Source organism: Flavihumibacter sp. UBA7668, assembly GCF_002483205.1.
Classification (GTDB): Bacteria; Bacteroidota; Bacteroidia; order Chitinophagales; family Chitinophagaceae; genus Flavihumibacter.
This window is the reverse complement of sequence record NZ_DLHM01000005.1, coordinates 665,309-691,722: the sequence shown is the minus strand read 5'-3', so window position 1 is coordinate 691,722 and position 26,414 is coordinate 665,309. Positions and strand designations below refer to the sequence as shown.

The 26,414-nt window shown below is 43.0% G+C and carries 19 protein-coding genes and 1 tRNA gene; 13 read left to right on the top strand and 7 right to left on the bottom strand.

Going from position 1 to position 26,414, the window contains the following annotated elements; genetic code table 11:
• The 3 genes from B2746_RS15045 to B2746_RS15035 form a co-directional block, all read left to right on the top strand.
• Positions 1–328, top strand: a 328-nt coding sequence (locus B2746_RS15045; protein ID WP_290795515.1) for a Sec-independent protein translocase subunit TatA/TatB, incomplete at its 5' end; no start/stop codon positions are given.
• A gap of 43 nt (positions 329–371) precedes the next feature.
• Positions 372–1,895, top strand: coding sequence for an Asp-tRNA(Asn)/Glu-tRNA(Gln) amidotransferase subunit GatA (gene gatA, locus B2746_RS15040; protein ID WP_290795513.1), 1,524 nt, complete (start codon positions 372–374; stop codon positions 1,893–1,895).
• A gap of 82 nt (positions 1,896–1,977) precedes the next feature.
• Positions 1,978–3,006 (top strand): lytic transglycosylase domain-containing protein, encoded by a 1,029-nt coding sequence (locus tag B2746_RS15035; RefSeq protein ID WP_290795511.1) that lies wholly within the window; start codon positions 1,978–1,980, stop codon positions 3,004–3,006.
• A gap of 6 nt (positions 3,007–3,012) precedes the next feature.
• Here the strand turns inward: B2746_RS15035 and B2746_RS15030 are convergent, their stop codons facing one another.
• From B2746_RS15030 to B2746_RS15005, 6 genes are all read right to left on the bottom strand, one after another.
• Positions 3,013–4,203 carry an anthranilate synthase component I family protein gene (locus tag B2746_RS15030; RefSeq protein WP_290795509.1) on the bottom strand — a complete coding sequence of 397 codons (1,191 nt, stop codon included), beginning with the start codon at positions 4,201–4,203 and terminating at the stop codon, positions 3,013–3,015.
• A 116-nt stretch (positions 4,204–4,319) separates the two neighbouring features.
• Complete coding sequence (locus B2746_RS15025; RefSeq protein WP_290795507.1) at positions 4,320–4,754, bottom strand: hypothetical protein; 435 nt, start codon at positions 4,752–4,754, stop codon at positions 4,320–4,322.
• Positions 4,755–4,841: 87 nt separating this feature from the next.
• Positions 4,842–6,104: an adenylosuccinate synthase gene (locus B2746_RS15020; RefSeq protein WP_290795505.1), complete on the bottom strand. Its 1,263-nt coding sequence runs from the start codon at positions 6,102–6,104 to the stop codon at positions 4,842–4,844.
• A gap of 163 nt (positions 6,105–6,267) precedes the next feature.
• Positions 6,268–7,674, bottom strand: coding sequence for a RagB/SusD family nutrient uptake outer membrane protein (locus B2746_RS15015; RefSeq protein WP_290795503.1), 1,407 nt, complete (start codon positions 7,672–7,674; stop codon positions 6,268–6,270).
• 11 nt (positions 7,675–7,685) lie between these two features.
• Positions 7,686–10,661, bottom strand: a complete 2,976-nt coding sequence (locus tag B2746_RS15010; RefSeq protein WP_290795501.1) for a SusC/RagA family TonB-linked outer membrane protein — start codon at positions 10,659–10,661, stop codon at positions 7,686–7,688.
• Positions 10,662–10,860: 199 nt separating this feature from the next.
• Positions 10,861–13,098, bottom strand: a complete 2,238-nt coding sequence (locus B2746_RS15005) for a RelA/SpoT family protein (protein WP_290795499.1) — start codon at positions 13,096–13,098, stop codon at positions 10,861–10,863.
• Between the two features lie 137 nt (positions 13,099–13,235).
• Here B2746_RS15005 and B2746_RS15000 point away from each other — a divergent pair.
• Positions 13,236–13,317: transfer RNA gene (locus tag B2746_RS15000), tRNA-Leu, on the top strand.
• Positions 13,318–13,452: 135 nt separating this feature from the next.
• Here the strand turns inward: B2746_RS15000 and B2746_RS14995 are convergent.
• Positions 13,453–14,127 (bottom strand): helix-turn-helix domain-containing protein, encoded by a 675-nt coding sequence (locus tag B2746_RS14995; protein WP_290795497.1) that lies wholly within the window; start codon positions 14,125–14,127, stop codon positions 13,453–13,455.
• 101 nt (positions 14,128–14,228) lie between these two features.
• Here B2746_RS14995 and B2746_RS14990 point away from each other — a divergent pair, with 101 nt between their 5' ends.
• The 9 genes from B2746_RS14990 (at position 14,229) to B2746_RS14950 (ending at position 26,290) form a co-directional block, all read left to right on the top strand.
• Positions 14,229–14,621: a YbjN domain-containing protein gene (locus tag B2746_RS14990; protein WP_290795495.1), complete on the top strand. Its 393-nt coding sequence runs from the start codon at positions 14,229–14,231 to the stop codon at positions 14,619–14,621.
• Positions 14,622–14,631: 10 nt separating this feature from the next.
• Entirely contained in the window at positions 14,632–15,345 is a 714-nt protein-coding gene (locus B2746_RS14985; protein WP_290795492.1) for a PspA/IM30 family protein, read from the top strand.
• Positions 15,346–15,348: 3 nt separating this feature from the next.
• Positions 15,349–16,029, top strand: coding sequence for an OB-fold-containig protein (locus B2746_RS14980; RefSeq protein WP_290795490.1), 681 nt, complete (start codon positions 15,349–15,351; stop codon positions 16,027–16,029).
• 64 nt (positions 16,030–16,093) lie between these two features.
• Complete coding sequence (locus B2746_RS14975) at positions 16,094–18,121, top strand: hypothetical protein (RefSeq protein ID WP_290795488.1); 2,028 nt, start codon at positions 16,094–16,096, stop codon at positions 18,119–18,121.
• A gap of 6 nt (positions 18,122–18,127) precedes the next feature.
• Entirely contained in the window at positions 18,128–22,993 is a 4,866-nt protein-coding gene (locus B2746_RS14970; protein ID WP_290795486.1) for a DNA repair ATPase, read from the top strand.
• Positions 22,994–23,083: 90 nt separating this feature from the next.
• Entirely contained in the window at positions 23,084–23,638 is a 555-nt protein-coding gene (locus tag B2746_RS14965; RefSeq protein ID WP_290795484.1) for an RNA polymerase sigma factor, read from the top strand.
• Positions 23,616–24,248: a hypothetical protein gene (locus B2746_RS14960; RefSeq protein ID WP_290795482.1), complete on the top strand. Its 633-nt coding sequence runs from the start codon at positions 23,616–23,618 to the stop codon at positions 24,246–24,248. Before B2746_RS14965 ends, B2746_RS14960 begins: the two co-directional genes overlap by 23 nt.
• Before the next feature lie 4 nt (positions 24,249–24,252).
• On the top strand, positions 24,253–25,362 hold the full coding sequence (locus B2746_RS14955) for a hypothetical protein (protein WP_290795479.1): 1,110 nt from the start codon (positions 24,253–24,255) through the stop codon (positions 25,360–25,362).
• Between the two features lie 103 nt (positions 25,363–25,465).
• Positions 25,466–26,290: a universal stress protein gene (locus tag B2746_RS14950; RefSeq protein WP_290795477.1), complete on the top strand. Its 825-nt coding sequence runs from the start codon at positions 25,466–25,468 to the stop codon at positions 26,288–26,290.
• The last annotated feature ends 124 nt before the right edge of the window (positions 26,291–26,414 follow it).

The following is a 26,414-nucleotide window of genomic DNA, read 5'->3' as shown; positions in this document are numbered from 1 at the left end:
TCCCCTTTTCCTCCGTTGTCTCCTCTTCCCCCCTTTTTCTTCCCCTTACCAAACTATTGCTATCATAATATCGTATCTTTACAAACTACAAAATCAATTTAGCATGTTAGTAGCTAATCAATTATTAATTTTTTCCATGCCAGGTGGTAGCGAGTGGATACTAATTATCCTGGTTGTATTGCTGTTATTCGGTGGCAGAAAGATTCCTGAGCTGATGCGTGGTCTGGGGCGTGGTATTCGCGAATTTAATGATGCGAAGAACAACGTGAAAGACGAAATCGAGCAGGGAATTAAGGATAAGGACAAAACGACTTCTCCTCAGCAGTAAGAAGTTTTGAAGGACCCGCAAGCGTTGAACCAAAGAAATTAGCGTGGCATTGTTTGTTTTTGAATCGATAGCACAATATCATAAGGAATTAAACAACGGCTCCACTACCTGTTTATCAGTAGTGGAGTTTTATTTGCAGCAAATAGAGCAGCAAAAGCACCTCAATGCGTATGTTGAAGTGTTTGCTGAAGAAGCCCGTGCAAAAGCTACCCAACTGGACCTTCAGCTGGAACAGCAACGAAATCTTAAAAAAGAGAGTTCGGACAAAACCTCAGGTCCTGAATTACTACCCCTATTTGGAGTAGTAGTCGGAATCAAAGACGTTTTATGTTATGAAGGGCATACTGTTTCTGCCGCATCAAGAATGCTCAACAACTTCAAAGCCCCTTATTCCGCAACTTCCATCCAACGATTACTGGATGCCGGCGCCATTATCATTGGCAGACTCAACTGCGATGAATTCGCCATGGGTTCATCCAACGAGAATTCAGCCTATGGACCTACCCTGAATGCACTGGACAATAGCAGGGTACCCGGTGGCTCCTCCGGCGGCTCTGCGGTGGCTGTACAAGCCGGACTCTGTATGGTTAGTCTCGGTTCAGACACAGGCGGATCGGTTCGGCAACCGGCTGATTTTACCGGTGTAATTGGACTTAAACCCAGTTATGGCCGGGTTAGCCGATATGGCTTGATCGCCTACGCCTCCTCTTTTGATCAGGTGGGGATTTTTGCCCGGAATATTCCTGATGCTGCCCTTCTGCTTGAAGTCATTGCCGGACAGGATGCATTCGACAGCACCTGTTCTTCCCTGCCGGTACCAGCTTATTCAAAAGAATTATTCCAGCCGGATGCTGCTCTTTTTTCCCGAATGGAAGCGCCGGCAATGGAATCCGTTCAACATTCAAAAACCTACAAATTTGCCTATTTCCGGGATGCTGTGGAGCACCCCTCCCTTGATCCTGAAATAAAAACGGCCCTGCTGGCTAAATTTGATGAACTCAAAGCAGCCGGACATCAGGTAACCGCACTGGAATTCCCCTTGCTGGAATACATCGTTCCAACCTATTATATTCTAACGACCGCAGAAGCATCTTCCAACCTTTCCCGCTTTGATGGAGTTCGTTATGGCCACCGATCTGCTGAGCCGGTAGAAGATTTAGCAGATTTTTATGCACATAATCGCTCCGAAGGATTCGGCAAGGAAGTGAAGCGCAGGATCCTGCTTGGCAGTTTCGTTTTGAGTGCCGGTTACTATGATGCTTACTTTACCAAAGCACAGCAGGTAAGACGTCGGCTTTTCGATCAAACCCAGCTGATATTCAAGGACTTTGATGCAATTCTGGCACCAACTGCTCCTACCCCGGCATTTAAATTCGGAGAAAAATCGGATGATCCGATCGCCATGTATCTGGGTGATATTTATACCGTTTTTGCCAACCTGACAGGTCTCCCTGCAATCGCTCTCCCCATTTTTTGGCACAGTAATGGCATGCCATTTAGCCTCCAGGTTATGACAAACCGATTCGAGGAGCTATCTTTACTCCGGGTTTCAGCGTCACTGGTGTAGCAAATGTCCTGATCCATCCATTGAAAATTCGCCAAAAAATCTCTGTGAGAAACTGTTTTATCTGTTAACCAAAGTCTGGAACATGAAACAATTTCTATTGGCGGGAAGCCTCCTATTCGGATCCCTAACAACTGTTTTCGCTCAAAAGGCGGAACAACCTGCCGTTTCTTCCACATCGGTTGAAATGGAAACACCCACTACCATTCGGGACTTATTTGAAGAAACCGGTGTGTCAGCCAATTCTGCCCCCAAACTCAATCCTCGTGCCGTAAGTTTTGTGCAAGATTATATTGAAACTTATGGCAAATCATTGCATGCCATGAAAGGTTGGGCACTTCCTTATTTTAATATGATTGATGGCATCATGGTTCAACACGGTTTACCAAGAGAACTTAAATACCTGGCCATAATTGAATCCAAGCTGAAATCCAATGCAGTATCACATGCAGGAGCTGTTGGACCCTGGCAGTTTATGCGAGGAACCGCACTTAGAATGGGTTTAAAAGTGAATAAATCGGTGGATGAGCGTACCAATTATGTAAAAAGCACGCACGCTGCTGCAAAATACCTGCGCGATTTATACAAAATCTATGGCGATTGGCTACTGGTAATTGCCGCCTATAATGCAGGTCCGGGTAATGTTCAAAAAGCCATCGCCCGCAGTGGCAGCCGGAATTTCTGGGATCTCCAGTATCATTTGCCGGCTGAGACAAGAAAACATGTTAAGAAATTCATTGGTACACATTATGTGTTTGAGGGACAGGGGGGACTCACTACCCTTACCAAAGCTGAAACCAAAGATCACTACGGTTCCAATTTATACGCCTATACACGTAAAATAACCCAGGAAGAAGAAGCAGCCGCCAAATCTCAGTCAGTTGCCGGTAAATACCAATCGGTGGTAGTGGCCAAACATATCCTGATGGATTTGTCGGAATTCAATCGATACAATCCTGATTTTGACCGGGTGATGTCAGGTTCCGCCAATGCATATGAAATGAAACTTCCGGCTTCGAAAATGGAATTGTTCAATGCACACAAATATGCCATCCTGCAGGAATCTGTTCAGTTGTTGCTGACTTCAACAGCGGTTATGAATGAAGTGAAGTAACGCAGCTCAGGTTCCAAGTGCTTTCCGGATGGCCGCGGCCTTAAGCAGGCATTCATCATATTCTTTTGCAGCATCTGCATACCAGGTGATTCCGGAGCCTACCTGGCAGGACAGATAATGTTCTTCTGCATTGTATAACAGGCTTCGGATAACCACATTAAAGTCAGCTATTCCATCCGGCGTACAATAGCCGACTGATCCTGAATAGAGCCCTCTTTGTACGAGTTCATATTGTTCAATCAGTTCCAATACTCTTTTTTTGGGTGCACCGGTCATGGATCCCATCGGAAAGCAGGCCCGGATCAGATCAACCACTCCCAATCCATCTTTCAATTCACCTGAAATAGTTGAAACAAGCTGATGTACCTGAGGGAAACTATATACACCGAATAATTCTTCCACGGTAACGGAACCGGAACGACAAACCCGAGATAAATCATTCCGAACCAAATCCACTATCATCACATTTTCAGAACGTTCCTTTTCGCTGGTGGCCAGCTCTTTTGCTGAACGCTGATCCATTGAAGGGTTATCAGTATAGCGGGGAGAAGTACCTTTAATTGGCTGGGACCATACTTTATTTCCTTCCAGTCGAAAAAATCGCTCGGGACTTGCACAAAGAAGGTAGCGGTGTTCCCATTTATAGAAAACAGAAAAAGGATTGGGTGATACTTTAACAAGCTCCTTAAAAACGACCAAAGGATCTATAACTGCATTCTCTGATTTGAATTCCTGGCAAAAATTTATTTCATAACAGTCACCTCTATGGATATGCGCTTTTAATTTATCCACCCGCTTTATATACTCTTCGGCAGACATTGCAGGTCTTAACTGAATGGAGTCGGCCGGTCGAGGCTCATGCACCAGTTCTTTTTTTATCTGCTCCCAAACATGATCCGGATCAAGCCCATAACTACTGATGAATAATTTATTCTCTTTAACCAGGAGCAGGTATTCAGGAATAAAAAAACACAAATCAGGAAACCCAATCTGGTTGGGAAGCCGTGAAAAACTGTTCATGGTTTCGGCTTTCAATCCAAAACCAAGATGACCAAAAATCCAGTCCTTTTCAGCATGAAGAAACTGCTGAAGGGTTTCCAATGCATGGCCGGCAGGTTCTGCAATTTTTTTCCATGCACCAGCTGCAATCAAACAGTCAAAACTGTGATGGGCTTCCTGGTAGCCATGATTATCCATAAAGCAACAAATGTTGAACCGGTTTGCCCAATTCAACATTTGCGTTTTCCTTTCAGGCGAAGCGTTCCAGTCATATTGCCGGAACTGCCTGCCATGCAAGATGGTATTAATTGACATTAGAAGTCTTCCTCGTCGTCGTCAAAACCGGAGTCATTAAACAGATCCATGTCTTTAAAATCATCATCCAAACCAAGATCATCTTCGTCTTTTCCGGTTTTTTTGGCACCGCCGGTACCCGTACTTTTTTTAGTTTTTGATTTGGGCAGATCGAACTCCTCGAAATCAGGATCCCAATCATCCTCCTCCTCCACTTTTTCCCAATCATCTTCTTCGTCGTCAGCAATATCATCCTCTTCCTCTTCATCGTCGGATTTGGATTTTGCAGATTTGGATGCTTTTTTGGACGTTTTCGGAGTTTCCTCCTCTTCATCCAAATCATCGTCCTCATCTTCTGTTTGTTTCTTGGACTTAGAAGAAGTTTTCTTTACCGGCTCTTCACTCGAAGCAGCCTTCGGGGTAGTCTTTTTTTCCTTATCAGATTTAGCAGCCATAGCACAAAAGCAATTACATTGTAAATTTTCAGCGTTCTTTTTAATTAGCCAAATTTTTCAACTACTAATTTTCAGCGCTTTCCAGAATTATACGGTTACAATCTGGTCGCGCCCCGGTCCGTTTGAAATATGGCTAACATTTGCACCTACAAACTGGTTTATAAATGCAACATATTCTTTCATTGTTACAGGCAAATCAGCCGGATTGGTAATCTTGCTGGTATCCTGGTTCCAACCTGCAAACGATTTTAGTACCGGATTTATTTGATGACGTGTCATCTGAAATGGAATATAGGCAGATTCCTTTCCATCTATTTCATATCCGGTACAAACCTGCAATTTCTTAAACTGATCCAATACATCTGCTTTGGTCATAATTACCTTGGTAACACCATTGATCATGCAGGCGTATTTCAGCGCAACCAGGTCGATCCAGCCGCAACGACGGGGCCTTCCGGTAGTTGCACCAAATTCATTGCCAAGTTTGCGAAGTTCTTCTCCGGTTTCATCGTGTAGTTCCGTTGGGAATGGACCGCTACCAACACGAGTACAATAGGCTTTGGTAACACCCATCACATCCCGAATTTTTTGCGGCGCTACACCCAGCCCATTACAAACACCGGAAGTGGTTGTATTGGAAGAGGTTACAAAGGGGAAAGTGCCAAAATCAATGTCCAGCATACTTCCCTGTGCGCCTTCTGCAAGTACTTTTTTACCTGCGGAGAGACCTTCATTTATAAAATATTCACCGTTTACGACATTAAGGCTGCGTAAAAATTCAATCGCTTCAAAAAATTCTTCTTCCCAGGCGGTAATATCTTCCTGGAAATTGAAATTATCGAGTAGTCGCTGATGTTTCAGACGGAGGCGGATATAGGAAGTGGTGAAATTTTTATCGAGCAGATCACCCACCCGCAATCCGTTCCGGCCGGTTTTATCCATATAGGCCGGACCAATTCCTTTGAGGGTTGAACCAATTTTATCATTCCCTTTTTGTAATTCCGATGCTTTATCCAGGGCACGGTGCGTTGGTAAAATCAAGTGGGTACGCTGTGAAATGAACATATTTTTACGAACATCCACGCCGAAACCTGCTACGGTATCACATTCTTTTTTCAGGGTTACCGGATCCAGTACTACGCCATTTCCAATCAGGTTAACGGTATTTTCATGAAAAACACCGGAAGGAATCTGGTGCAGCACTACTTTTTTACCACCAACATAGAGGGTATGTCCGGCATTTGGGCCTCCCTGAAAACGGGCTATGATATCATAATTAGGGGCAAAATAATCAACAATCTTCCCCTTCCCTTCATCGCCCCACTGGAGGCCTAAAATTACATCTACCATGTTTGTTATTTGATTGCTTGCTTGGAATCAGGCAGCAAAAATAGGTGGATCGGGGCCAAATAAAAAACCTGATTCTGAAATAAAAAAAGTCGGAAGAAACCCTCCCGAAGGGGGGCCTCTTCCGACAACCAATTAACGCGTTGTAATCTAATTTATAGCTATATTATTGACAGGGGTTTACAGAATCCCAGTCAACTTCAGCCCTTGGAACCAGGAATTGCTCATAAACTGAGTGAGTCGGTTTATCAAGGGGAAGGGTATTCAGTTTATTATAACGCCGCATATCAAACCACCGATGACCTTCCATAAAAAGGGAATACCGGCGCTGATGAAGCAATTCATCGATCAGCGCATTCTTATTCCCTAGTATGCCCGGTTTTGCTACGGCCAGAGCAGCCAGACCATTTTCCGTGCGGATGATATCCAATGCCGTTACAGCTGGAGCCAGTTCATCTTTCTGCAATTTTGCCTCAGCATACATCAGGATCAGCTCTTCATTCCTCAAAAACCTGATCGGTGAAATATTATTTTGATCCATTTGCACTTCATGAGTCATTAAGGGATAATCCGGTGGCGCAGTGGCTGTGGCACGCTGGCGAACTCTCGCAGTACCACCTTCTGCCATACTGGTACCAAAAACACGGTCATCTCCGGCTTCAGCATCGCCAACAAAATCTGCCTGAACAAGTATTGGGGAACTGTTATTATCCAGGGAACGCCAGATTGGATTGGTTTCATCCCCAATGGTATTTGAATAAAGGAAAGATGGTCCTGCATTCAAATCACCATCCAGGTCCATAAAGGAGCTGTTTAGCGCAGTTTCGAGACCATTCCAATCCTGTTGATACATGGCTATCCGGGCTGCTACAGCACGGTTAAACTGCTTGAAACTGGCTATTGAGGTCAAATCACCCCAACCGCTTACCATGGGAAATGGAAAATCAGCTGTTCCTGCCTGATCCAGTGATGCAAGACCTTCATCAGCCAGGCCTTTCAGATAAGTAAGTGATTCTGTGTAGTTTTTAAAACATCCCGGTTTCAGCAAATCTCCTTCTGTACTTAAATCGGAAAAACTGGTGCGGATACCATTATTACCCATCATATTGAGACAGTTCAGCATGGCATAAGCCTGTACTGTTTTTCCAAAACCTTTAGCTGCAGCTTTTTCGGCATCAGACAAGGAGCCGGTATTAGACGCTGATTGCAGCATAATTTCAGCTCTACGTCTGATTTGATTGAAGGCGGAGTACCAGCCGTACATGATACCAGCTGCATCAAGTGGAATTTCACCCTGCAATTCTCGATAGTACCTGCTTTCCGTTTGAGCGAAATAAACCACTTCGCGACCAATGGAACCAGACCAGGTACGGAAGGAAAAAACACCATCGCGCAACACCGATTGAACGCCCACGCCCAGCTGGCTTATTTGCTGCCGTGTAGCATTTCGCAATACTGATTCCTGTGTTGGTGCATTCGGATTGGGAACATAATCCGTTTTAGTGCAGGATGCCATTTGCAGCAGCACAGTGCTCAGCAAAACCACCCGGTATTTATATATGAGTTTTAACATGATTCAATTTTTTATAATCCAATATTGAGGTGAAAGAAATAACGTTTGGCCAGAGGGAAAGGTGCCAGATCCACACCACCGGTTAATGCACCTCCTGCGTTTCCAGTATTGAAGTTGGAAACTTCCGGATCATAGCCATAATAATCGGTGATGGTTACCAGATTTTGCGCAGAGACTCCTACACGCAGATTTTGCACAACTTTCCCAAGTCCGGATTTAAGAATTTTGGCTGGTACTGTATAATACAATCCAAGTTCGCGCAAGCGGATATAACTTGCATCAAAAACGAAATTGGTAACCTCAGAACCCTGACGCTCAATACCAAGAGGGTCACCGGATTTTCCAATTACACTCCAATCTTTGGTTGTACCACCTTCATCTTTTAACAGGCGGGTAAGTGAAGCATTATAACCACCCTGACTGGCATGCCAAAGCATATTGAAATCAAAGTTTTTAGCGAACCGGATATTATTGTTCCAGCTCATTTGAAAATCGGGTTGAAAATCTTTGTAGCTGATGGTATTTCCACTTGTATCAACACCCCACCAGGCGGTGGGAGAAGTACCCAGAACAATCCGTTTTCTTCCATATGTCCCAAAACCGGAATTCGCAACATAAGAAGGCGGAATGTTCAATCTTGTTACTTCTGTACGGTTGTTCCAGTATTGCAAAGAACTGGTCCATTCCAGAGAGGAGCGCTTAATTATCTGCGCATTTAAACCAATCTCAATGCCCTTGTTTTCCAAATCACCAACCGGGAAAAGTTTAATCGAACTTACCCCTGTTCCTGGAGCAAGTGTATAAGGGAAAAGGAAGTCCTTCACTTTTTTATTGTACCAGGTGGCTTCCAGTGTAATTCTGTTCTGCAGAAAGCCCAGATCCAGACCAAATTCAATTTCCTGCGCTCTTTCCGGATCCAATGCCCCGAGGCCGAGTAATATGGGAGATACAGACCCTAATTCTCCCCCATAATTCACTCCTAACAGGTTTGAATAGACGGCATCAAAGGAGGGAAAACCGGAAGCTTCTCCATAGGCCGCCCGTGGTTTAACTTGTGTTATAATATCAGATTCCCAGAGGCCAAAATTTGCCAGATTAACAGCCACCGCTGCCCTTGGATAATAATAATATTTATCGAAGTTTAAACCGGAAAGCGTTGATTTATCCGCCCTTAATCCCACGCGGCCAATAACCTTATCATCCCAGTTAAATTCCTGACTGGCATCAAATGCTACCACACTGCTTCTGTTGATGATATTGCCGGTTGTTACACGTTGTGCTATACTTGGATTGCGTTGTGCAGGCAGCAATCCTTCTCCCTGGATATAAGATTGATCTGTACGCTGATCATCCCGCAGGAAAACAAGTCCGGTTGTCAACTCCACATTATTTCCAACGGTGGTATTGAAATTAAGTCCGGCCTGCATATAGGTATACCTCGATTTATTGGTTGTTAACCTGATTGCACCACGCAAAGCAGACTCCTGCATCATCTGTAAGTCCTCCGGCATATATACGGTGGGTTCTGATACCAGGAAATCAACGCCACCACGTAAACCGAGTTTAAGTGTTGATTTACCTTTTGAGAAGAGTTTTACATTCATCTCTCCAGAATTCAGAAAGCGGTTTGTTTTTTCAATATTCTGTGCCCGATCAATAATCTCCATCGGATTTTGCACACGTCCCGGAACTGTTGGATAAGTACCATCCGGACGACGGGCGATGTCAAGAAAATTAGGAATATAAGGAAGGTGATAGGTCAAAGAAACACCTCTGTTATCATTACCGGTAAAACCTCTGCTGGCATAGGAGTTGATAAAATTACTGCTTACCTTAAAATCAATCCGGTCATTCAGTTTATGATCGAGGTTGATACGGAAAGATTTCCTTGTAAAGCCTGTTTTTTTCTGAATACCGGTTTCATTCTGATAGGAGCCCGCGATATAATATTTGGTCCTATCATTACCACCTGAAATATTCAGGCTGGTATTGTTAATTTTTCCGGTATTTCCCCAGATCATTTTTTCATAATCCCAGGTTCTTCCATTAGCAGCTGCAAACAAATCGAGCGCATCTTCCTCAGAAATATTATAGGCGCCACCATAGGTTTCAATTTTCTCTTCACTCCAGTTAGAAGAGCCTAAGAATTTACTTGCTCTGGTAATACCAGCATCCTGATTAATGGTAATGCGTGCATTTCCGGACTTTCCTCTTTTGGTAGTAATTACAATTACACCTGCCCCTGCTCTGGAACCATAGATAGCCGAAGCAGAGGGTCCTTTCAACACTTCCACACTTTCAATATCAGCCGGATTAATGTCAGCAATCCGGTTAGGTGCCTGATCCTGTGTACCGGCATCCAGACTGGTTGCACCGGTAAAAGCACGGGTACCTGTTCCGGTTGCAAACTGATCATTGTTTACAATTACTCCATCAATAACAAATAAAGGCTGGGAAGAACCCGCTACGGTAGATACTCCTCTTAAGCGAATACTTACACCACCTCCCGGTGCGCCTGAATTTGCCGTGATTTGTGCACCCGGAATTTTACCACTGATGGCACCATCCAAGGTAGGTGGACGGGTTGATCCGGTTAATTCCTTTGCACTGATCCGTGCAACGGAATTCGCCGCATTTGATTTTTTAATGGTGGTTGCGAGTCCGGTTACCACCACTTCATTCAGGTTGGTATCATCTTCTTTCAACTGTACCGAAATTTCACCTGATTTGGCTGAAACAGTTTGGGTCAGATACCCTACAAAAGAGATTTCCAGGCGATTTGAGCCTGAGGGGACTACGATGGAAAAATCGCCATTTCCATCTGACTGTGTTGAGACTTTCGCGCCTTTTACCGCAATGGTTGCGCCTTGTAATGGATTACCTGCAGGATCTGTAATCCTGCCTTTGACAGTTTGCTGTGCAGCTGCCAGCAATGGCAATACCAGTCCGATAAGGACGGGTAGCCAATACCCGAGAACTTTTCTCATGAATTAATTTTGATTTGTGTCCACAATGAGCCCTAACACCTAATAAGATGTTAAAGCTTTAACGGGTCACTGACCGGGTTTCATGCGGAAGCGTTGCAGCAAGAATTTGCCGTTCATCACGCAAAAAGGGCCTTGAAAAGAATGTGCTTATCCAGATGGAGAAATAGTTTCAACAAACTTATCCAGTAAATAAAAATTACTAGGTGGCTTCTGCATCAAAGCGATCCACACTGTGAATACCGTTTAATGATTTGAGTCGGATTACCAATTCATCCAGCTCTTCCTTATCATGAACAAATACTTTGATTGCACCTCTGAAAATACCTTCTTTTGCTTCAATGGAAAGTGCGCTTATATTGATTTTCATTTCACCGGAAATTAGGTTGGTGATTTTGTTTACAACACCCACATCATCCAGCCCAATAATATTCAATCCGGTGAGGAAAGAGATTTCTTTGTTTTTAGCCCATTTGGTTTTCACTACCCGATGGCCGTAATTAGCAAGCAGCTTGGAAGCATTCGGACAATTGGTGCGATGGATGGTTAGTCCCTTTCCGGTTGTTACAAAGCCGAATACATCATCCCCGGGAATTGGCTTACAGCAATTAGCGAGGTTGTACATGATTTTATCGCTGCTTTCACCAAAGATGATCAGCTCCGCATCTTTTTTGGAAAAATCACTGATGGAAGGGAGTTCATTCTTCTCTTCAACTGGTTTGGGGGCTTTAGGTGATTCGAGTTTATCGCCCAACACTTTAAAATCCGCCAGCTCTTTCAGATCGATTCCCCTGGTAGCAACCTGATAGAAAAAATCAAGCAGGGAGGGTTGTTTATAAAAGTCTGCCAAAATCTCCGTGTTATGGGAATGATATCCGGCCCCCATCCCCTCCAGTTTGCGTTGAACGATGTATTTACCGTCTTCTGCAATCTTCCGCTTTTCTTCTTTCAGCGCATCCTTGATTTTTGTTTTGGCTTTGGCTGTTACTACCAGGTTCAACCAGTCTTCCGATGGTTTCTGCTTATTGGATGTAATTATTTCGATCTGGTCTCCACTCCGAAGTTTATGACTGAGTGGTACCAGTTTATGATTCACTTTAGCACCGATACAACGGGCACCAACAGCCGAATGGATAGCAAAGGCAAAATCAAGTGAAGTGGAACCTACCGGCAACATTTTCACATCGCCTTTTGGTGTGTACACATAAATTTCTTCAGCCAGGAAACTGGTTTTGAAATCCTGCAGAAAATCAATAGAATCATTGTCTGGTGTTTGCAATACTTCCCTGATCTGATGAAACCATTTATCAAAGCGACTTTCATCCGCAGCACCTTCTTTGTATTTCCAGTGGGCAGCCAGGCCTTTTTCAGCGATTTCATTCATCCGTTTGGTACGGATCTGAACTTCCACCCATTTACCCTGGGGTCCCATTACGGTTGTATGCAGGGCTTCGTACCCATTGCTTTTGGGATTGCTGAGCCAGTCGCGGAGCCGCTCAGGGGAAGGCGTGTATTCATCCGTAATCATGGAATACACTTTCCAGCAGTCTTCTTTTTCCCGATCAGTGGGAGAGTCAAGGATTACCCGGATTGCGAAGAGATCGTATACTTCTTCAAAACTGACCCCTTTTTTCTTCATTTTATTCCAGATACTGTGGATGCTTTTAGGGCGACCGTGAATCTCAAAATTAAAATCCGCTTTTTCCATTTTCTCCCGGAGTGGCCGAATGAATTCATTGATATAGCGGGTGCGTTCTCTTTTTGTTTCAGCCAGTTTGCGGGCGATTTCTTTGTAGACATCCGGCTCCATGTATTTCATGGCCAGATCTTCCATTTCGGTTTTGATAGTATAGAGCCCCATCCGGTGCGCCAGAGGCGAATACACATACACAGTTTCAGACGCGATCTTCAATTGCTTTTCCCTTTTCATACTTTCCAGGGTACGCATATTGTGCAGGCGATCGGAAAGTTTGATCAGAATAACCCTTGGGTCATCAGTAAGGGTCAGCAGTATTTTTTTGAAATTCTCCGCCTGCTGGGAAGCATTGACATCAATAACATTCGCGATTTTGGTAAGTCCGTCTACTATCCGGGCGATTTCTGATCCAAACTGGCGCTCAATATCATCCAGGGTGATATCGGTATCTTCCACTGTATCATGCAGCAGGGCGCAAATGGTGGATCGTACCCCCAGCCCTATTTCCTCCACGCAAATCCGGGCTACGGCCAGCGGATGAAGGATATATGGCTCACCGCTTTTGCGGCGCATGGTTTTATGGGCATCAGCCGCCATTTCAAAGGAAACCCTTACCAGTTCCTTATCACCGGGTTTGAGCTTTGGCTTCAGGCAACGAAGCAATGCCCGGTATTCCCTTAAAATCAATTTTTTTTCCTGTTCTTCGGTAAGATTGTATTTCGGTATCGCTGCTACAGTTTCCATACATGACTTGCTTACTATCAATATAGTAAACAGGACGAATTTAAAGAAAAGAAGGTTGTTTTCTTTTTTTAGTGAAATCCCCTACATTTGCAGCCTTGCAGGTGAAAAGTGAAGGGTGAAAGGTGAAAGGAAGAGTTGCGGGCGTGGCGAAACTGGCAGACGCACCAGACTTAGGATCTGGCGCCGCGAGGCATGTAGGTTCGACTCCTATCGCCCGCACTTAGAAATGGGACCTTCCGGGGGTCCCATTTTCATTTTAATCCCGGCTTCATCCCGGCTTCATCCAATGCTCATTGTTACCTCAACAAAGGTTGTCAACTTATCCTGAACCCTACCTAATTGATTATTAGAACATTATTCATGCCGGTAAACGGCGAATTGTTTCCAGAATTTTTTCTCGCTGTTGAAATCGAATGCCTGTTTACTGAAATCGTTGAGGACCAGTTGAACCTCCTGTCCTGTTGACTCAAATCGCCCAAGCATAATTTCCTTATCGGCTGTGTATAAGCCGGTTTTATGCTGGCAGAGATGTACGTTCTGGCGGGTAACCTCCTCAAAAACCAATACATCCTGAACCTGATAGCCTTCGAGCGACTGGTGATGTGGTATATTGGAATGGTAGGCCAGCGCCAACAGGGAATTGGTATTTGTTTCTGGCAGCACCAGTTGGGGAAAAGAGGCGAAATCAGTAAACTTCATTTCCTGATAACTGCACTTCATATAAATACTATCATTTATAAATGGCACCAACCGCAGTTGCAGGTTGATGATATGACTTTCTTCCTCAATCAGTTTATCACCATTGAATTTAAGAATTTCATTCACGGTCAGGTTACGGCTGATAAAATGCTCGAGCGGTATGCTAAAATGGTTTGCAATACGCAAACTGGTTTCCAGCCGGGGTTCGGCCCTGTTTTCTTCATAGGAAGATATATTACCCCTGGTAAGATCAAACAACTCAGCAAAGGATTGTTGGCTCAATCCTTTGGCAGTGCGTATTTTCTTGATATTTGCGCCGATTTTGGTCATCTTTCCAAAGATACATGTAATTTATTTTATCAGACTGCTAATTTTATTTGCATTTTTTAAATCCATTTTGTAAATTTGATAAGACCAAGAAACCGAAGCCAATGAATTATATAGAACAGATCGAAGGGTTTATTGAGCAATTGAATTGCCGGATCTTGTACAAAGAGGAACAGCAGGGCATTTTAAAAATTGAAAACCAGGCTGATGGCATTCACAACCTTATAATCGGAATAGCACCACCAATCCTGATAATGGAGCAATTCCTGTTTTCTTTTCAGGAAGACCATTGCGATATGTTTAAACTACTTCTCCAAAAAAACAGGGATACCATTCATGGTGCTTTTGTAATCAATGAAGAGGGGAATAAAGTACTGTTCCGGTACACCATGCAATTGGAAAATATCAACTTTAATGAATTTGAAGGAGCCATTAATTCTTTAGGCTTACTACTTAGCGAATATGCCACCCAGATAATTGAATTTTCAAAAAGATAAACTTACAACCATGAACATTTTCAAACGTCTCTTCAGAATAGGTCAGGCAGAAATCCATGCAGCTGTTGAGAAAATGGAAGATCCGGTAAAAATGACAGAGCAGGGTTTACGTGAATTAAGGCAGGAACTGACGGAAGCTACGGAAGCCTACGCAAAAGTAAAAGCACTGGCAATCCGAACAGAAAATGATCAGCTCCACTGCCAGAAAGAGTCGATGAATTATGCAGAAAAAGCTATCTTAATCATGCAGAAGGCACAGGCTGGGCAGGTGGATATAGCCAAAGCGGAGGAACTGGCAAGAGAAGCTTTATCGCTCCGCAGAAAATTTTATGCAGAATCAGAAGAATTGGGAAATCAGGTAATGAGTTTGCAGCAATCTTCCCGCGACATGCTGCGCAACACAGAGATTCTCAAAGAGAATATGGATAAATGGGAAAAGGAATTGAGAACACTGAAGGCAAGGGTCAAAGTGAGTAAGGCTACCGAACAGGTAAATAAACAACTGGCACAACTTGATACCAATGGAACCATTGCCATGCTGGAACGAATGAAAGCAAAAGTGGAAGATCAGGAAGCACTTGCCAAAGCATATGGAGAAATAGCCCGAGGCAAAAGCAACTTAAAAGATGAATTAAACGACTTAGTAAAAGATGATTCGATGGCAATAGAAAAAGACCTGAAAGCCATCAAAGAAAAACTAGGCATAACCGAAAACCCCGAATAACCGATGTCGGATTTAACTGAACTGCTTTTTAATCCATTGAGCAATGCCGTTATGACGGTGCTAACCGGTATCACCGCTTTATACTGGCTCTTCACCTTTATTGCCGGCGACCTGTTTGGCGGCAGCGAAATCGACGCCGACCTGGACCTCGATGGTGCAGATGTTGATACCGATACGGAAACAGACCTGAATGATTCGACAGGAGATAAATCCGGCTTTCAAAAAGCACTTGAATTTGTAAATATTGGAAAGGTACCTTTTATGGTGGTGTACTCGACCTTCAAGTTTATTGCCTGGATAGTAACTCTTGTTTCTTCCATCACACTGGGATTGGCCGCATGGGGATGGAAATCTGTTTTCATTTTGCTGCCTGTTTTTCTGGTAGCCTTTTTTATAACACGATATGCTACCAGGCCACTGGTAAAAGTATATGCAGCCATGGGATACAATGGAGAAGAAGCCCACGATCTGATAGGACGTACGGCGAAAATGCGATCTGCCATATCCGGAGACAAAATCGGTGCTGCAGAATTGCAGGTTCAGTCAGATATCATCCGCATCAATGTGCAGAGTAAAACAGGTGAAGTACTGGATTATAATGCGGATGTAATGATTGCAGATGAATCCCCCGATAAAAAATATTATCTGGTAGTGCGGGAAATTAATTTGTCCAATATTGTATAAACACCGTTCTCACCTTATCTTACCAACTTAATCGATCTGTTAACCATTAAACCAACTATAAACCATGGGAGCACTAGGAGGAATCAGCTTATTGCTAATCGGAGGTATTGTCTTTTTCATTTTTATTGTACTTTTTGCATTTGCCACTTTTTATAAAAAAATTCCCCAGGGAAAAGCCATTGTGCGTACCGGTGTGGGGGGTGGTAAAGTAGCCTTTAATAAAGGCATGTATGTTATCCCCATTCTCCATAAAATGGAAATCATGGATATTTCTGTTAAGAAGCTCCAGATCGACCGGATGGAAAATGATGGATTAATCTGTAAAGACAATATACGGGCAGACATTAAAGTAGCTTTCTTTGTTCGTGTAAATAAAAGCGTGGACGATGTGCTGAATGTGGCACAGATCATTGGTACAGAAAGAGCCAGTGATGTTGAAACCCTCCGCAATCTGTTTGAAGCCAAGTTTTCAGAAGCCTTAAAAACAGTAGGTAAAAAATTTGATTTCATTGAATTGTATGAAGCCCGTCGGGAATTCAGAACAGAGATTCTGAATATTATTGGAACGGACCTGAATGGGTATATTCTGGATGATTGCGCCATTGACTACCTGGAACAAACAGAGATCAGTTTTTTAAGTCCGCAGAATATCCTGGATTCACAGGGTATAAAAAAGATCACAGAATTAACGGCAGAACAAAATATTAAGGCCAACCTCATTAAACGCGAGGAAGAAAAAGTAATCAAGAAGCAGAACGTAGAAGCAAGAGAAGCCATCCTTGAACTGGAGCGACAGATGGCCGAGAAGGAGGAAAAACAACGCCGGGAAATAGACAATATCAAGGCCCGTGAAAATGCAGAGATTATGAAAGTGCGGGAAGAAGAGCGTTTGAAAGCTGAAACTGTTAAAATCAGAACAGAAGAATCACTTGCCATTCAGGAAGAAAACAAATTGCGCCAGATTATCATAGCTGAAAAGAACAAGCAAAGAACGGACGCCGTAGAAACAGAACGGGTGGAAAAAGACCGGGCACTGGAAGCAACCGAAAGAGAAAAAATTGTAACCCTTGCGCAGATTGAAAAAGAGAAAACCATAGAAGTAGAGCGGAAGAATATTCAGGATGTAATCAAAGAAAGGGTTCGACTGGAAAAAGGCGTGGTGGAAGAACAACAGGGAATAAAAGACCTGGAAGCTTTCCGGGAAGTGGAGCGTACAAAAATTGTTGGCATTACCGAAGCCAGCAGAGAAGCGGAAGAAAAACTTATCTATACCGTAAAGGCGGCGGAAGCTGATAAAAAAGCGGCGGAAGAAAAAGCCAAGCAACTGGTGATAGATGCAGAAGCTAAAAAAGAAGCAGCCGTTAAACAGGCAGAAGCCCGTAAAATTCTGGCAGATGCGCAGGCCAGGGAAGAAGCTACTCTGGGCTTATCAGAAGCTGAAGTAATGATTGCAAAAGCAGAAGCAACAGAAAGACAGGGTACAGTAGACGCATCGGTAATTGAAAAAATTGCGGAAGCCAGACGGAAAGAAGGTTTGACACAGGCGGAGGTAACCAAAGAGAAAGCATTGGCTGAGGCAGCAGGCATTGAAGAAAAAGCAGAAGCCATGAAAAAACTGGATGCTGTTGGAAAAGACCACGAAGAATTCAAACTGCTCTTACAAAAAGAGAAAGATATTGCATTGGCTCAAATCCATATTCAGAAAGATATTGCAGATGCGCAGGCCGGTGTGCTGGCAGAAGCATTGAAGTCTGCCAATATTGATATTGTTGGAGGTGAAACCATGTTCTTCCAGAATATCGTTAACCAGATTTCCAATGCAAAAGGATTTGACCGCCTGATCAATGAAAGTGAAAATGCTACCGATATCAAAAGGGCACTGATAGGTGACGGATCCAATAGTGGCGACCTGTTGGAGCGTATTCGGGGATTTGCAGAAAAATACAATATCACCACCAATGATATAAAAAACCTGACCATCTCCAGTCTTATTTTAAAAATGCAACAACAAAGTTCTGAAGGAGACCGCCCAATGTTATTAAACCTGGCGAACCTGGCGAATAACCTGGGACTCTCCAACAAAAAATTGTAATTCATTGTGAACGCTACTCAGAATGATCGAATGGCAGGAAATGAACATAATAGCAATGCGTTGCTGGATTCGGGCACGTACGAAATTATCCGGAACCGCTTAGCGGAACAGCGGCTTGAATTATCGAACCGGCTGGCTAAACTGAATGCAGCAAGAAAAGAAATTTTCAATTCTTCCGGTTTCCGGCTGATTGCCAATCAGCGCATTACTACCGAGAATAATGGAGTTGCCCGTGGTATTACCACCATTGGCAAACACACCATCTTTGCCTATAATGTTCATTTCGGACTAAGGGAAGATATCCAGCTAAGTGATGTATTCAGTATTTATACCTTCACCGGCGATCATTTCGAACCACAGCCGCCAACGCTGATTGAGGATCCCAATTTTATAACAGATTACACCAATCTGTACAAGTATTACCGCGATTCCATTTTTGCCCGGTTTACCAGAACAGAGAATTATCTCTATATGGTATTTCAAACAAGCAAGAATCCGGATGATCGGAAAGCATTTAAATGGCTGATAAAAAACGAGCAGCTCACTTATATTGACGATCGAAGCATTCATGAAGTACGTCAGGCTGAACAATACGATTTTCAATGGGTCAAAACTGATCTCAGTAATCGTCGGTTGGGATTGCATCCGCACATATCTGTTTTAGATAAGGTTTTTATTGAAGCTTTGAACGGTGACATCACCTTTAAAATCGAAAACAATACAGATACAGGCAAAGGGATTTATTCGGACCCGGTCCTGAACAGGGATCAGCAATTGGATGATGCCAATTATTATTATGCTGATTTGGGTAACCTTATCGCCATAAAAATACAACCTTACCAGGAAGCATTCAGGGCCTATATATTTAATGTACGAACCAAGCAGGTCACCTCAATACCAAGTCTGCTGGATGCAGGCATTGTTTTACCTGATAATCAGGGAATCATTTTTCCTAATGGATACTATTTACAGAACGGGGAATATAAACTGTTTGAAAATGGAATAACTGATCTGGAATTTATCCAGAGTACGGCATCGCCCAACGGCGAAGATTTTCTTTATTGCTTTTACCAGAAATCCTCGAACACCTATGTATTGATGTCCTATAATATGATTGCGCAAAAAGTGGAAACGCCGATCATCTGTAATGGCTATACCATTTTCAGCGATGGCACCCTGATTTATTTCCGTTCCGAAAATGAAGCCGTTCGTCATCACCAGGTGCAGATCTGGGAAACTCCTTATACTGTTTTCCTGAAAGAAAATCTTGCACTCAGTAATAATGTGCTGTATAAAATCGGGAATAAGGCAATTGTTGGTGCCATGAGCGAAAGCCAGGAAATTATTCAGCTTTTACAAAAGGAGGACAGCTACGAAGATCTTTACGAGGATATCCATAAAAAAACATCCGACATACTTGATTCTTATTTCTGGATTAAGGATGAAGAAACGGGGAATTTATCCATTCCTCTTTATCAGATTCGGACAATTGCCAACACCGCCATTGACGAATTTGCCAAGGTACAGTCGCAACGCAAACATGCCAGAGAGAGTCTGCAAGCGATGAAGAAAAAAGTGGATCAGCTGGTAATCGATATAAAAAATGCTTCCATCCAATCATTGGATCAGCTGGTTGGCTTGCTGGCTACCACCAGAGGAATGCAGGGCGCAGTGATTGATCTGCATAATATCCGCTATATCGATTCTACTGCGGTTGATCAGCTAAAGGAAATATTACAGTCCTATAACAATTCCCTCTCTCAGGATACAATTCAGTTTTTATTGAAAGAAGAGGCGCTTGCCCCGTATGAACAGCGGGTGATTGAACAAAAGCAAGCCGTATCCGCTGTGGTTAAAGTGGTGGATGCACAAGTGATTTCTGAAGCGGTAAAAAATATTGCATCCCAGTTGGAAATGGTAATTGATATCCTCAATAGTTTGAAAATTGAGGACAGTACCCAAACTACCCGGATTATTGAAAAAATCTCCCTGATTTTTGCATCGCTCAATGAGGTAAAGGCGGATTTGACCCGAACCATCACAGCACTTAGAACAAAGGAATCAACCGGCGAGTTTCATGCACAGCTGACCTTACTGGAACAAAGTATCGTCAACTTCCTGGATTTGTCCAATTCACCTGAAAAATGCGATGATTATTTTGCCAAAATCAGTATTCAGGTAGAGGAACTCGAAAGCAAATTTGCCGATTTTGAGGACTTTGTTCAGAAAATTGCCGATAAGCGTGATGAAGTGATCAAAGCCTTTAATGGTAAGAAAGAACTACTAGTTGCCCAGATTAATAAACGTACCAGCTCACTTGAACAAATAGGAATCCGGGTATTAAAAAATATTGAGAATAAAGTTTTGTCCTTCGACAAGAAGGAAAGCATTTATGCATTTTTCTCAACTGATTTAATGATCGACAAGGTTCGGAGTCTGGTAAACGAACTGACGGAATTAGGGGATGTAGCCAAAGCGGAAAATCTCCAAAACCTGGTTAAACTGGCGCAGGAAAATGCGCTGCGCCAGCTTAAAGACAAAACGGAATTATTTGAGGACGGCAAAAACATACTGGCCCTGGGCAAGTATAAATTTGTTGTCAACAAACAGGTGCTGGATCTGACGATTATCCGCAGGAATGAAAAATTATTCTTTCATTTAATCGGGACCAGTTTTTATAAAGAGGTAACTGCAACAGAACTTTATCAGTACCGATCCATCTGGGAACAGGAATTGATTTCTGAAAACAGGGAAGTATACCGTGCAGAATACCTGGCATACGAAACCTTCCTAGAAAGCTTAACAGTGGAAGATTTCCGGAATGCCGAAAATTTTATCAATGATAAAACAGAACGGGATTTTGCTGCGGCTTATTTAAAAGGAGTGCACAATACAGATGCACTCAAAATATACAGCGGCTTAAAAAAAATACAGGCAGAATTAGGCATTCTTCAATATGCTCCCTCTGTCAGAGTAACCGCTCAATTATTCTGGTTTCAATTGGAGGATGCAACAAAAAATCGACTGCTTCAATTAATTACGGCTGCGCATGCTATCGAGCAAAGTTTTCCACAAAGCAGGCAGTTTGGATTTTTGGAGAAGGAAGTTGCAGCATGTTACCAACCTTCCCTCCTGCCCTACCATGCAGCCAGTTCAAAAGAAATAGCAGTTTACCTTTATCAGGAGTTTTCCAATGGCAAACAGTTTACCTGCAGCCAGCAGGCCATGCGGATAAAAAAAGAATTCAGGGAATACCTGCAATCAAAAAAAAGACTGGAATCCTTCCTTCTGGAAACGGAGAATCCGGCATTTGGTGTTACGGAACGTTTTTATATTATCCAAAGCTGGCTGGAGGCTTTTATGCAGTCTGCTGTTCGTTCTTCCGATCTTATTTACCTGAATGAAACCGTTTGTCTGCTGTTGTTCAATCAGCATCCATACAAAGAGAAAGCCGGATCAGATACGGTTCTGCTGAATGAAATTAAAGGGACACATCCGGTAATTCAGGAGGCCGTTTATGAATTGAATTATCACTCTTTTCAGGCAAAGCTAGCTGCCTATTTTAATGAAATCGTTCCGGCTTTTTTTCAATTCAATAAACAGAAGGAAGCGTTGGTACAGGAATACAGAAAGCAATTAAAAATAGCCGAACTGGAACCCAAAGTATTAAGTTCCTTTGTGCGAAACCGTTTGATCAATGATGTTTATTTTCCTCTGATCGGCGCCAATCTTGCCAAACAATTAGGAGCGGCAGGTGAAGACAAACGAACTGCCAGAATGGGCATGTTATTATTAGTTTCACCACCCGGTTATGGAAAAACAACACTGATGGAATACCTGGCCAAAACAATGGGACTTCATTTTGTAAAGATTAACGGTCCTACGATCGGTCACCAGATACGTTCCATTGACCCTATGGAAGCCACCACATCCGGTGCAAGAGAAGAGTTGAAAAAAATCAATCTGGCTTTTGAAATGGCCGATAATGTGATGCTGTATATAGATGATATCCAGCACTGCAATCCGGAATTTCTGCAAAAATTTATTTCGCTGGCAGATGGACAAAGAAAAATGGATGGCATCTTTGAAGGGGATAGCAAAACCTATGACCTGCGTGGAAAACGGTTTTGTGTGGTTATGGCTGGGAACCCTTACACAGAAAGCGGGGAGCAGTTTAAAATTCCCGACATGTTGGCCAACCGGGCTGATGTCTATAATCTGGGGGATGTAATTGGTGGTTCAGGTCATCTTTTCAGCCTCAGTCTGATTGAAAACAGTGTTGCAGAAAACAGTTACCTGCAGAGAATCACGAACCGTAGTTTTGATGATCTATACAAATTGATTCAATACATTGAAACCTCCGCTGAAATGATCCCTGACCTGGAGGGGAATTATCCCCAGCAGGAAATTGAGGATGCTATTATCATATTAAAGAACCTGATTCGAATCCGGGATATTGTATTGAAAGTAAATCAGCAATACATTGCGAGTGCAGCGATGAAAGATGCTTATCGAACTGAACCGCCATTCAAACTGCAGGGCTCCTATCGTAATATGAACAAGCTGGCTGGTAAAGTTGTACCGCTGATGAATGCGGAGGAAATTACGAGCCTGATCAAATCACATTATGAAGGGGAATCACAAACATTAACTTCCGATGCGGAGGCCAACCTGTTGAAGCTAAAAGAAATTGCCGGCATCCTCACTGAGGAGGAAAAGAGACGTTGGGATGATATACTGGCCATTTTCAGAAAAAACAACCGGTTTGGAGCATTACAGGGAGAAGACAGTTCCAGTCAGTTTCTGCAGCAGTTAAGCAGCTTCAATGAGCAACTGGAGGCCATTGCAAAAGCCATTCGCCAGCAGGATTAACATTTCGGCCCCGCTGAAAGAATTATTTTAGGCCGGGGCAACCTTTAATCCATTGCCTGCATTTCTATTAGTAGTTTACGGAACAAGCGAATGGATGTAGCAAATTTACTTATACAAATTAAAGACGGAAATCAGGCTGCCGAGCAGGCTCTTTTCAATGAGCTTTCCGACCGGATGTTATTGCTGTGTTTGCGATACGTCAAAAACAGGGAGGATGCGGAGGAGTTGATGTTATCCGGTATGCTGAAACTATTTCAACATCTCCCTGGTTTTGAATTTCAGTACCTGAACGGATTTTATTCCTGGTGCAGGCGAATTATGGTAAATGAATGTCTGATGCATTTAAGGAAACAACACAGTTTTGTAATGGCGGGCGAACCATCGGAAGAACTTGCTCAGGAAGGAGAAGATATTTTATCAAAGCTGGATGCAGCAGATTTGTTTGAGTTGATATTGCAATTACCACCCGGTTACCGAACGGTTTTTAATCTGTTTGTTGTGGAGGGATATGATCACCAGGAAATTGCGGCCCTTCTGGACATTTCAGTAGGCACATCAAAATCGCAGCTTAATAAAAGTCGCTTGCTCTTACAAAAAAATATTGCTCAAAAAGGAATGCATCATGTCAGGAGAAAAACTATATAACCTACGTGCCCACCCGGCAGTAGATCCGCTTAATAAAGAGCAGGCCTGGAGAAAATTGCAGGAACTGCGTAAAGGTGAAAAACAATTGGTTAAAACCAGAAAAAAGAGGAGTCCGTTGTTTTGGTACAGCGTACTGACCACAGCTGCCTGCCTACTTTTGTTTAGTTATTTATTTATAGAATCAAAAAAGGAATCCATCCTTATTCAGCATCAGGCTCCTCAACAATTATCCAATCAGAAAACAAGTAAAGAAAATCTTACTGATATCGCACCGGCGGTAATACAAATCCAATCAGAGCAGAAGCAGGCAATGTTGAATCCCAAAAAACCGGTTGCTGATTCAATACCTGAATCCTCCCAACTGAAGCAGGAAAAATTATCTGTCATGGAAACAGCCGATGCTGTATTTCCACTGGACAGCATAACGAATCAGCATAAAACGATTCCTCTTTCACCGGTTTCAGTTAAAGCAGCCAAACGGGTTTTTCATCTCAATGAACTAAGAGACCCTGATCTCCCCTATACGGTTAATCAGGAAAAAAAACCATCCCGTCCACCGGTTGCCAAACAGCAGCTCGAATTCTCGATTAAAATCAATCTTTCAAACTAGTAACATGCGTCGATTCTTATTTCTTTGCCTGCTGGCTGCCAGCAGCGGACAGGCTTGTGCCCAATCAACAGCAGAACAGGGGTTTGAATTACCGGAACGGTTTATATTCCGTCGCAGTTTTACCATTCAGTTACAGAATAAAAATGAAATGAAGGTAGAGTTGGCAGATATCAATGATATCGAACGGTTGCTTAATCCGGATTCCATTTTACAAAAAGTGCGGCTCGATTTGGAAAGTTTAAAAGACTCCCTGCAGGATCCGGTAAGCACAAAAAAAGTGGAATATGTAAACCTGGGGGACGGACTAACTAAAATCCGCCTGCACCAGGAGCCAGCTTCTGTACAACAATTTATCCTGATCAATGGATCTGCTGCTTTATTAAAAACTGACCAGGACACACTGATTGTAACCGGTGTAATAAAGAATCCGGAAAGGCCTGCAGAATTCAAAGTAAACAATGAATTTCCAAGATATTACCGACTCACCCTCCTAATTAACCGAATTATGGATTTGCCTGAATTGCTGAATGGAGAATTAAACAGCAAAATGAAAACCTTTTCAAGAGCGCATTCAGAAAAATGGACAGGCGGGAAAAAAGATCCTTATTATACCCTGGCAGCCGACCCTGCAATTGTTGCAAAAACCAAAAGAGGTTATTCAGGTTATCCGAATGATCAGCTGGAACTGAAGGCAAGTGTTCTTATTCAGAATTACAAACAGTATTTTACTCCTGCATTTAATCTGGAAGGAACCCTTGTTCTTACCAATAAAAAAAGGGATTGGCAGCATGCATTTACCGTAGCCTGGCAACCGAATTTTCTGTTTTCGAAAAATGAAGAAGGGAAACTTCAAACCTTCCGCAATGACTTTATTGAATTGAGTTATGAAAAATGGTCGGTAAGCAGGACGGAACCGCTGCCAGCCACTCATCTGAACTGGAATTTGTCGCTGGGTTATCTGGTCCGTAAACGGGGAGATTTTTATACTCCTTCAACGTTCCGGATCGGAGTAGGAAAAATTCAATGGAAGAAAACCAAACTGGAACCGGGACTTTATTTCAATGATTTTTTCCGGGGCGTTAGTCCAACGATCCGACTGATTCAAACATTCTGATGGTACGGATTTTAACTGGTTCAATAATCAGAATTTAACCTGACAAGAATCAGGTTCTGCTTAAATTGACTTAACGTAATTTCAACTTGTAAAAAAACCCAATATGAAGTCAATTTTGGTTGCTACCGATTTTTCTGCTCCAAGTCGCGCAGCTGCGCAATATGCTGCTGCACTAGCCAAACTAAACGGAGCAACGCTTACCCTGCTTCATGCGTATCTGTTACCAACTCCTGTAAGTGAGGTTCCTTATGTAATGGTATCTGTGGAAGAATTGCAAAAGGACAACGAAAAGCTGGTAGGCGAACTGGCGGTAACCCTGCAACAACAATTTGGAATTGAAGTAAAAACCCTGGTAACAATTGGTTTGCCGGCAGATGAGGTTGTTTTTCAGTCGGGAGAAACCGGTGCCGACCTGATTGTTGCGGGTATGCGGGGTGTTACCAATACCTTAGATAAACTGATCGGAAGTACAACGGCTGCCATTCTTCGAAAATCTACCCTGCCTGTTTTGGTAGTGCCTGAACAATCAGTCTATGGTGGGTGGAAACAAATCGCTTATGCTACTGATTTCAGCTATAGTATGAATCTCCGCTGTTTGAAAATGCTGCGCGAATTAGCCGGCAAGCAATCTGATATCAAATTGAATATTGTTCATGTTCAGCGACCCGGAGAAATTTTGACTGCGGAGCAGATTGCCGGAAAAGTTCGGCTGGACCCAATGCTGGAGGAGATTCCCCATAAATATGTGGATTTGGAACATGTGTCAGTAGAAGAAGGATTAAAACGCTTTTTACATGATAATCCCTGTGATGCACTGGTAATGGTAGCCCATAAACACAGCTGGTGGGAACGGTTGTTCAGTGGAAGTCATACAAGAGAAATGGTGTACCAGTCGGAAATCCCGCTGTTGGTTCTTCAGGATAAATAAGTAGGCTGGTCCTGCACCTTCCCCGTTTCAATTCGAAGATTTGGCTTGCAGATTGCCAATTGCTTCTTACCTTTGCCCCCCATTTTAAGGCATGCGGGAACCCGTATGTCCATTTGTATCAACA

Coding starts and splice junctions, on each gene's coding strand:
- B2746_RS15035 (WP_290795511.1), top strand. CDS start 1,978: ATGAAACAATTTCTATTGGCGGGAAGCCTCCTATTCGGATCCCTAACA.
- B2746_RS15030 (WP_290795509.1), bottom strand. CDS start 4,203: ATGGATAATCATGGCTACCAGGAAGCCCATCACAGTTTTGACTGTTTG.
- B2746_RS15025 (WP_290795507.1), bottom strand. CDS start 4,754: ATGGCTGCTAAATCTGATAAGGAAAAAAAGACTACCCCGAAGGCTGCT.
- B2746_RS15020 (WP_290795505.1), bottom strand. CDS start 6,104: ATGGTAGATGTAATTTTAGGCCTCCAGTGGGGCGATGAAGGGAAGGGG.
- B2746_RS15015 (WP_290795503.1), bottom strand. CDS start 7,674: ATGTTAAAACTCATATATAAATACCGGGTGGTTTTGCTGAGCACTGTG.
- B2746_RS15010 (WP_290795501.1), bottom strand. CDS start 10,661: ATGAGAAAAGTTCTCGGGTATTGGCTACCCGTCCTTATCGGACTGGTA.
- B2746_RS15005 (WP_290795499.1), bottom strand. CDS start 13,098: ATGGAAACTGTAGCAGCGATACCGAAATACAATCTTACCGAAGAACAG.
- B2746_RS14995 (WP_290795497.1), bottom strand. CDS start 14,127: ATGACCAAAATCGGCGCAAATATCAAGAAAATACGCACTGCCAAAGGA.
- B2746_RS14990 (WP_290795495.1), top strand. CDS start 14,229: ATGAATTATATAGAACAGATCGAAGGGTTTATTGAGCAATTGAATTGC.
- B2746_RS14985 (WP_290795492.1), top strand. CDS start 14,632: ATGAACATTTTCAAACGTCTCTTCAGAATAGGTCAGGCAGAAATCCAT.
- B2746_RS14980 (WP_290795490.1), top strand. CDS start 15,349: ATGTCGGATTTAACTGAACTGCTTTTTAATCCATTGAGCAATGCCGTT.
- B2746_RS14975 (WP_290795488.1), top strand. CDS start 16,094: ATGGGAGCACTAGGAGGAATCAGCTTATTGCTAATCGGAGGTATTGTC.
- B2746_RS14965 (WP_290795484.1), top strand. CDS start 23,084: ATGGATGTAGCAAATTTACTTATACAAATTAAAGACGGAAATCAGGCT.
- B2746_RS14960 (WP_290795482.1), top strand. CDS start 23,616: ATGTCAGGAGAAAAACTATATAACCTACGTGCCCACCCGGCAGTAGAT.
- B2746_RS14955 (WP_290795479.1), top strand. CDS start 24,253: ATGCGTCGATTCTTATTTCTTTGCCTGCTGGCTGCCAGCAGCGGACAG.
- B2746_RS14950 (WP_290795477.1), top strand. CDS start 25,466: ATGAAGTCAATTTTGGTTGCTACCGATTTTTCTGCTCCAAGTCGCGCA.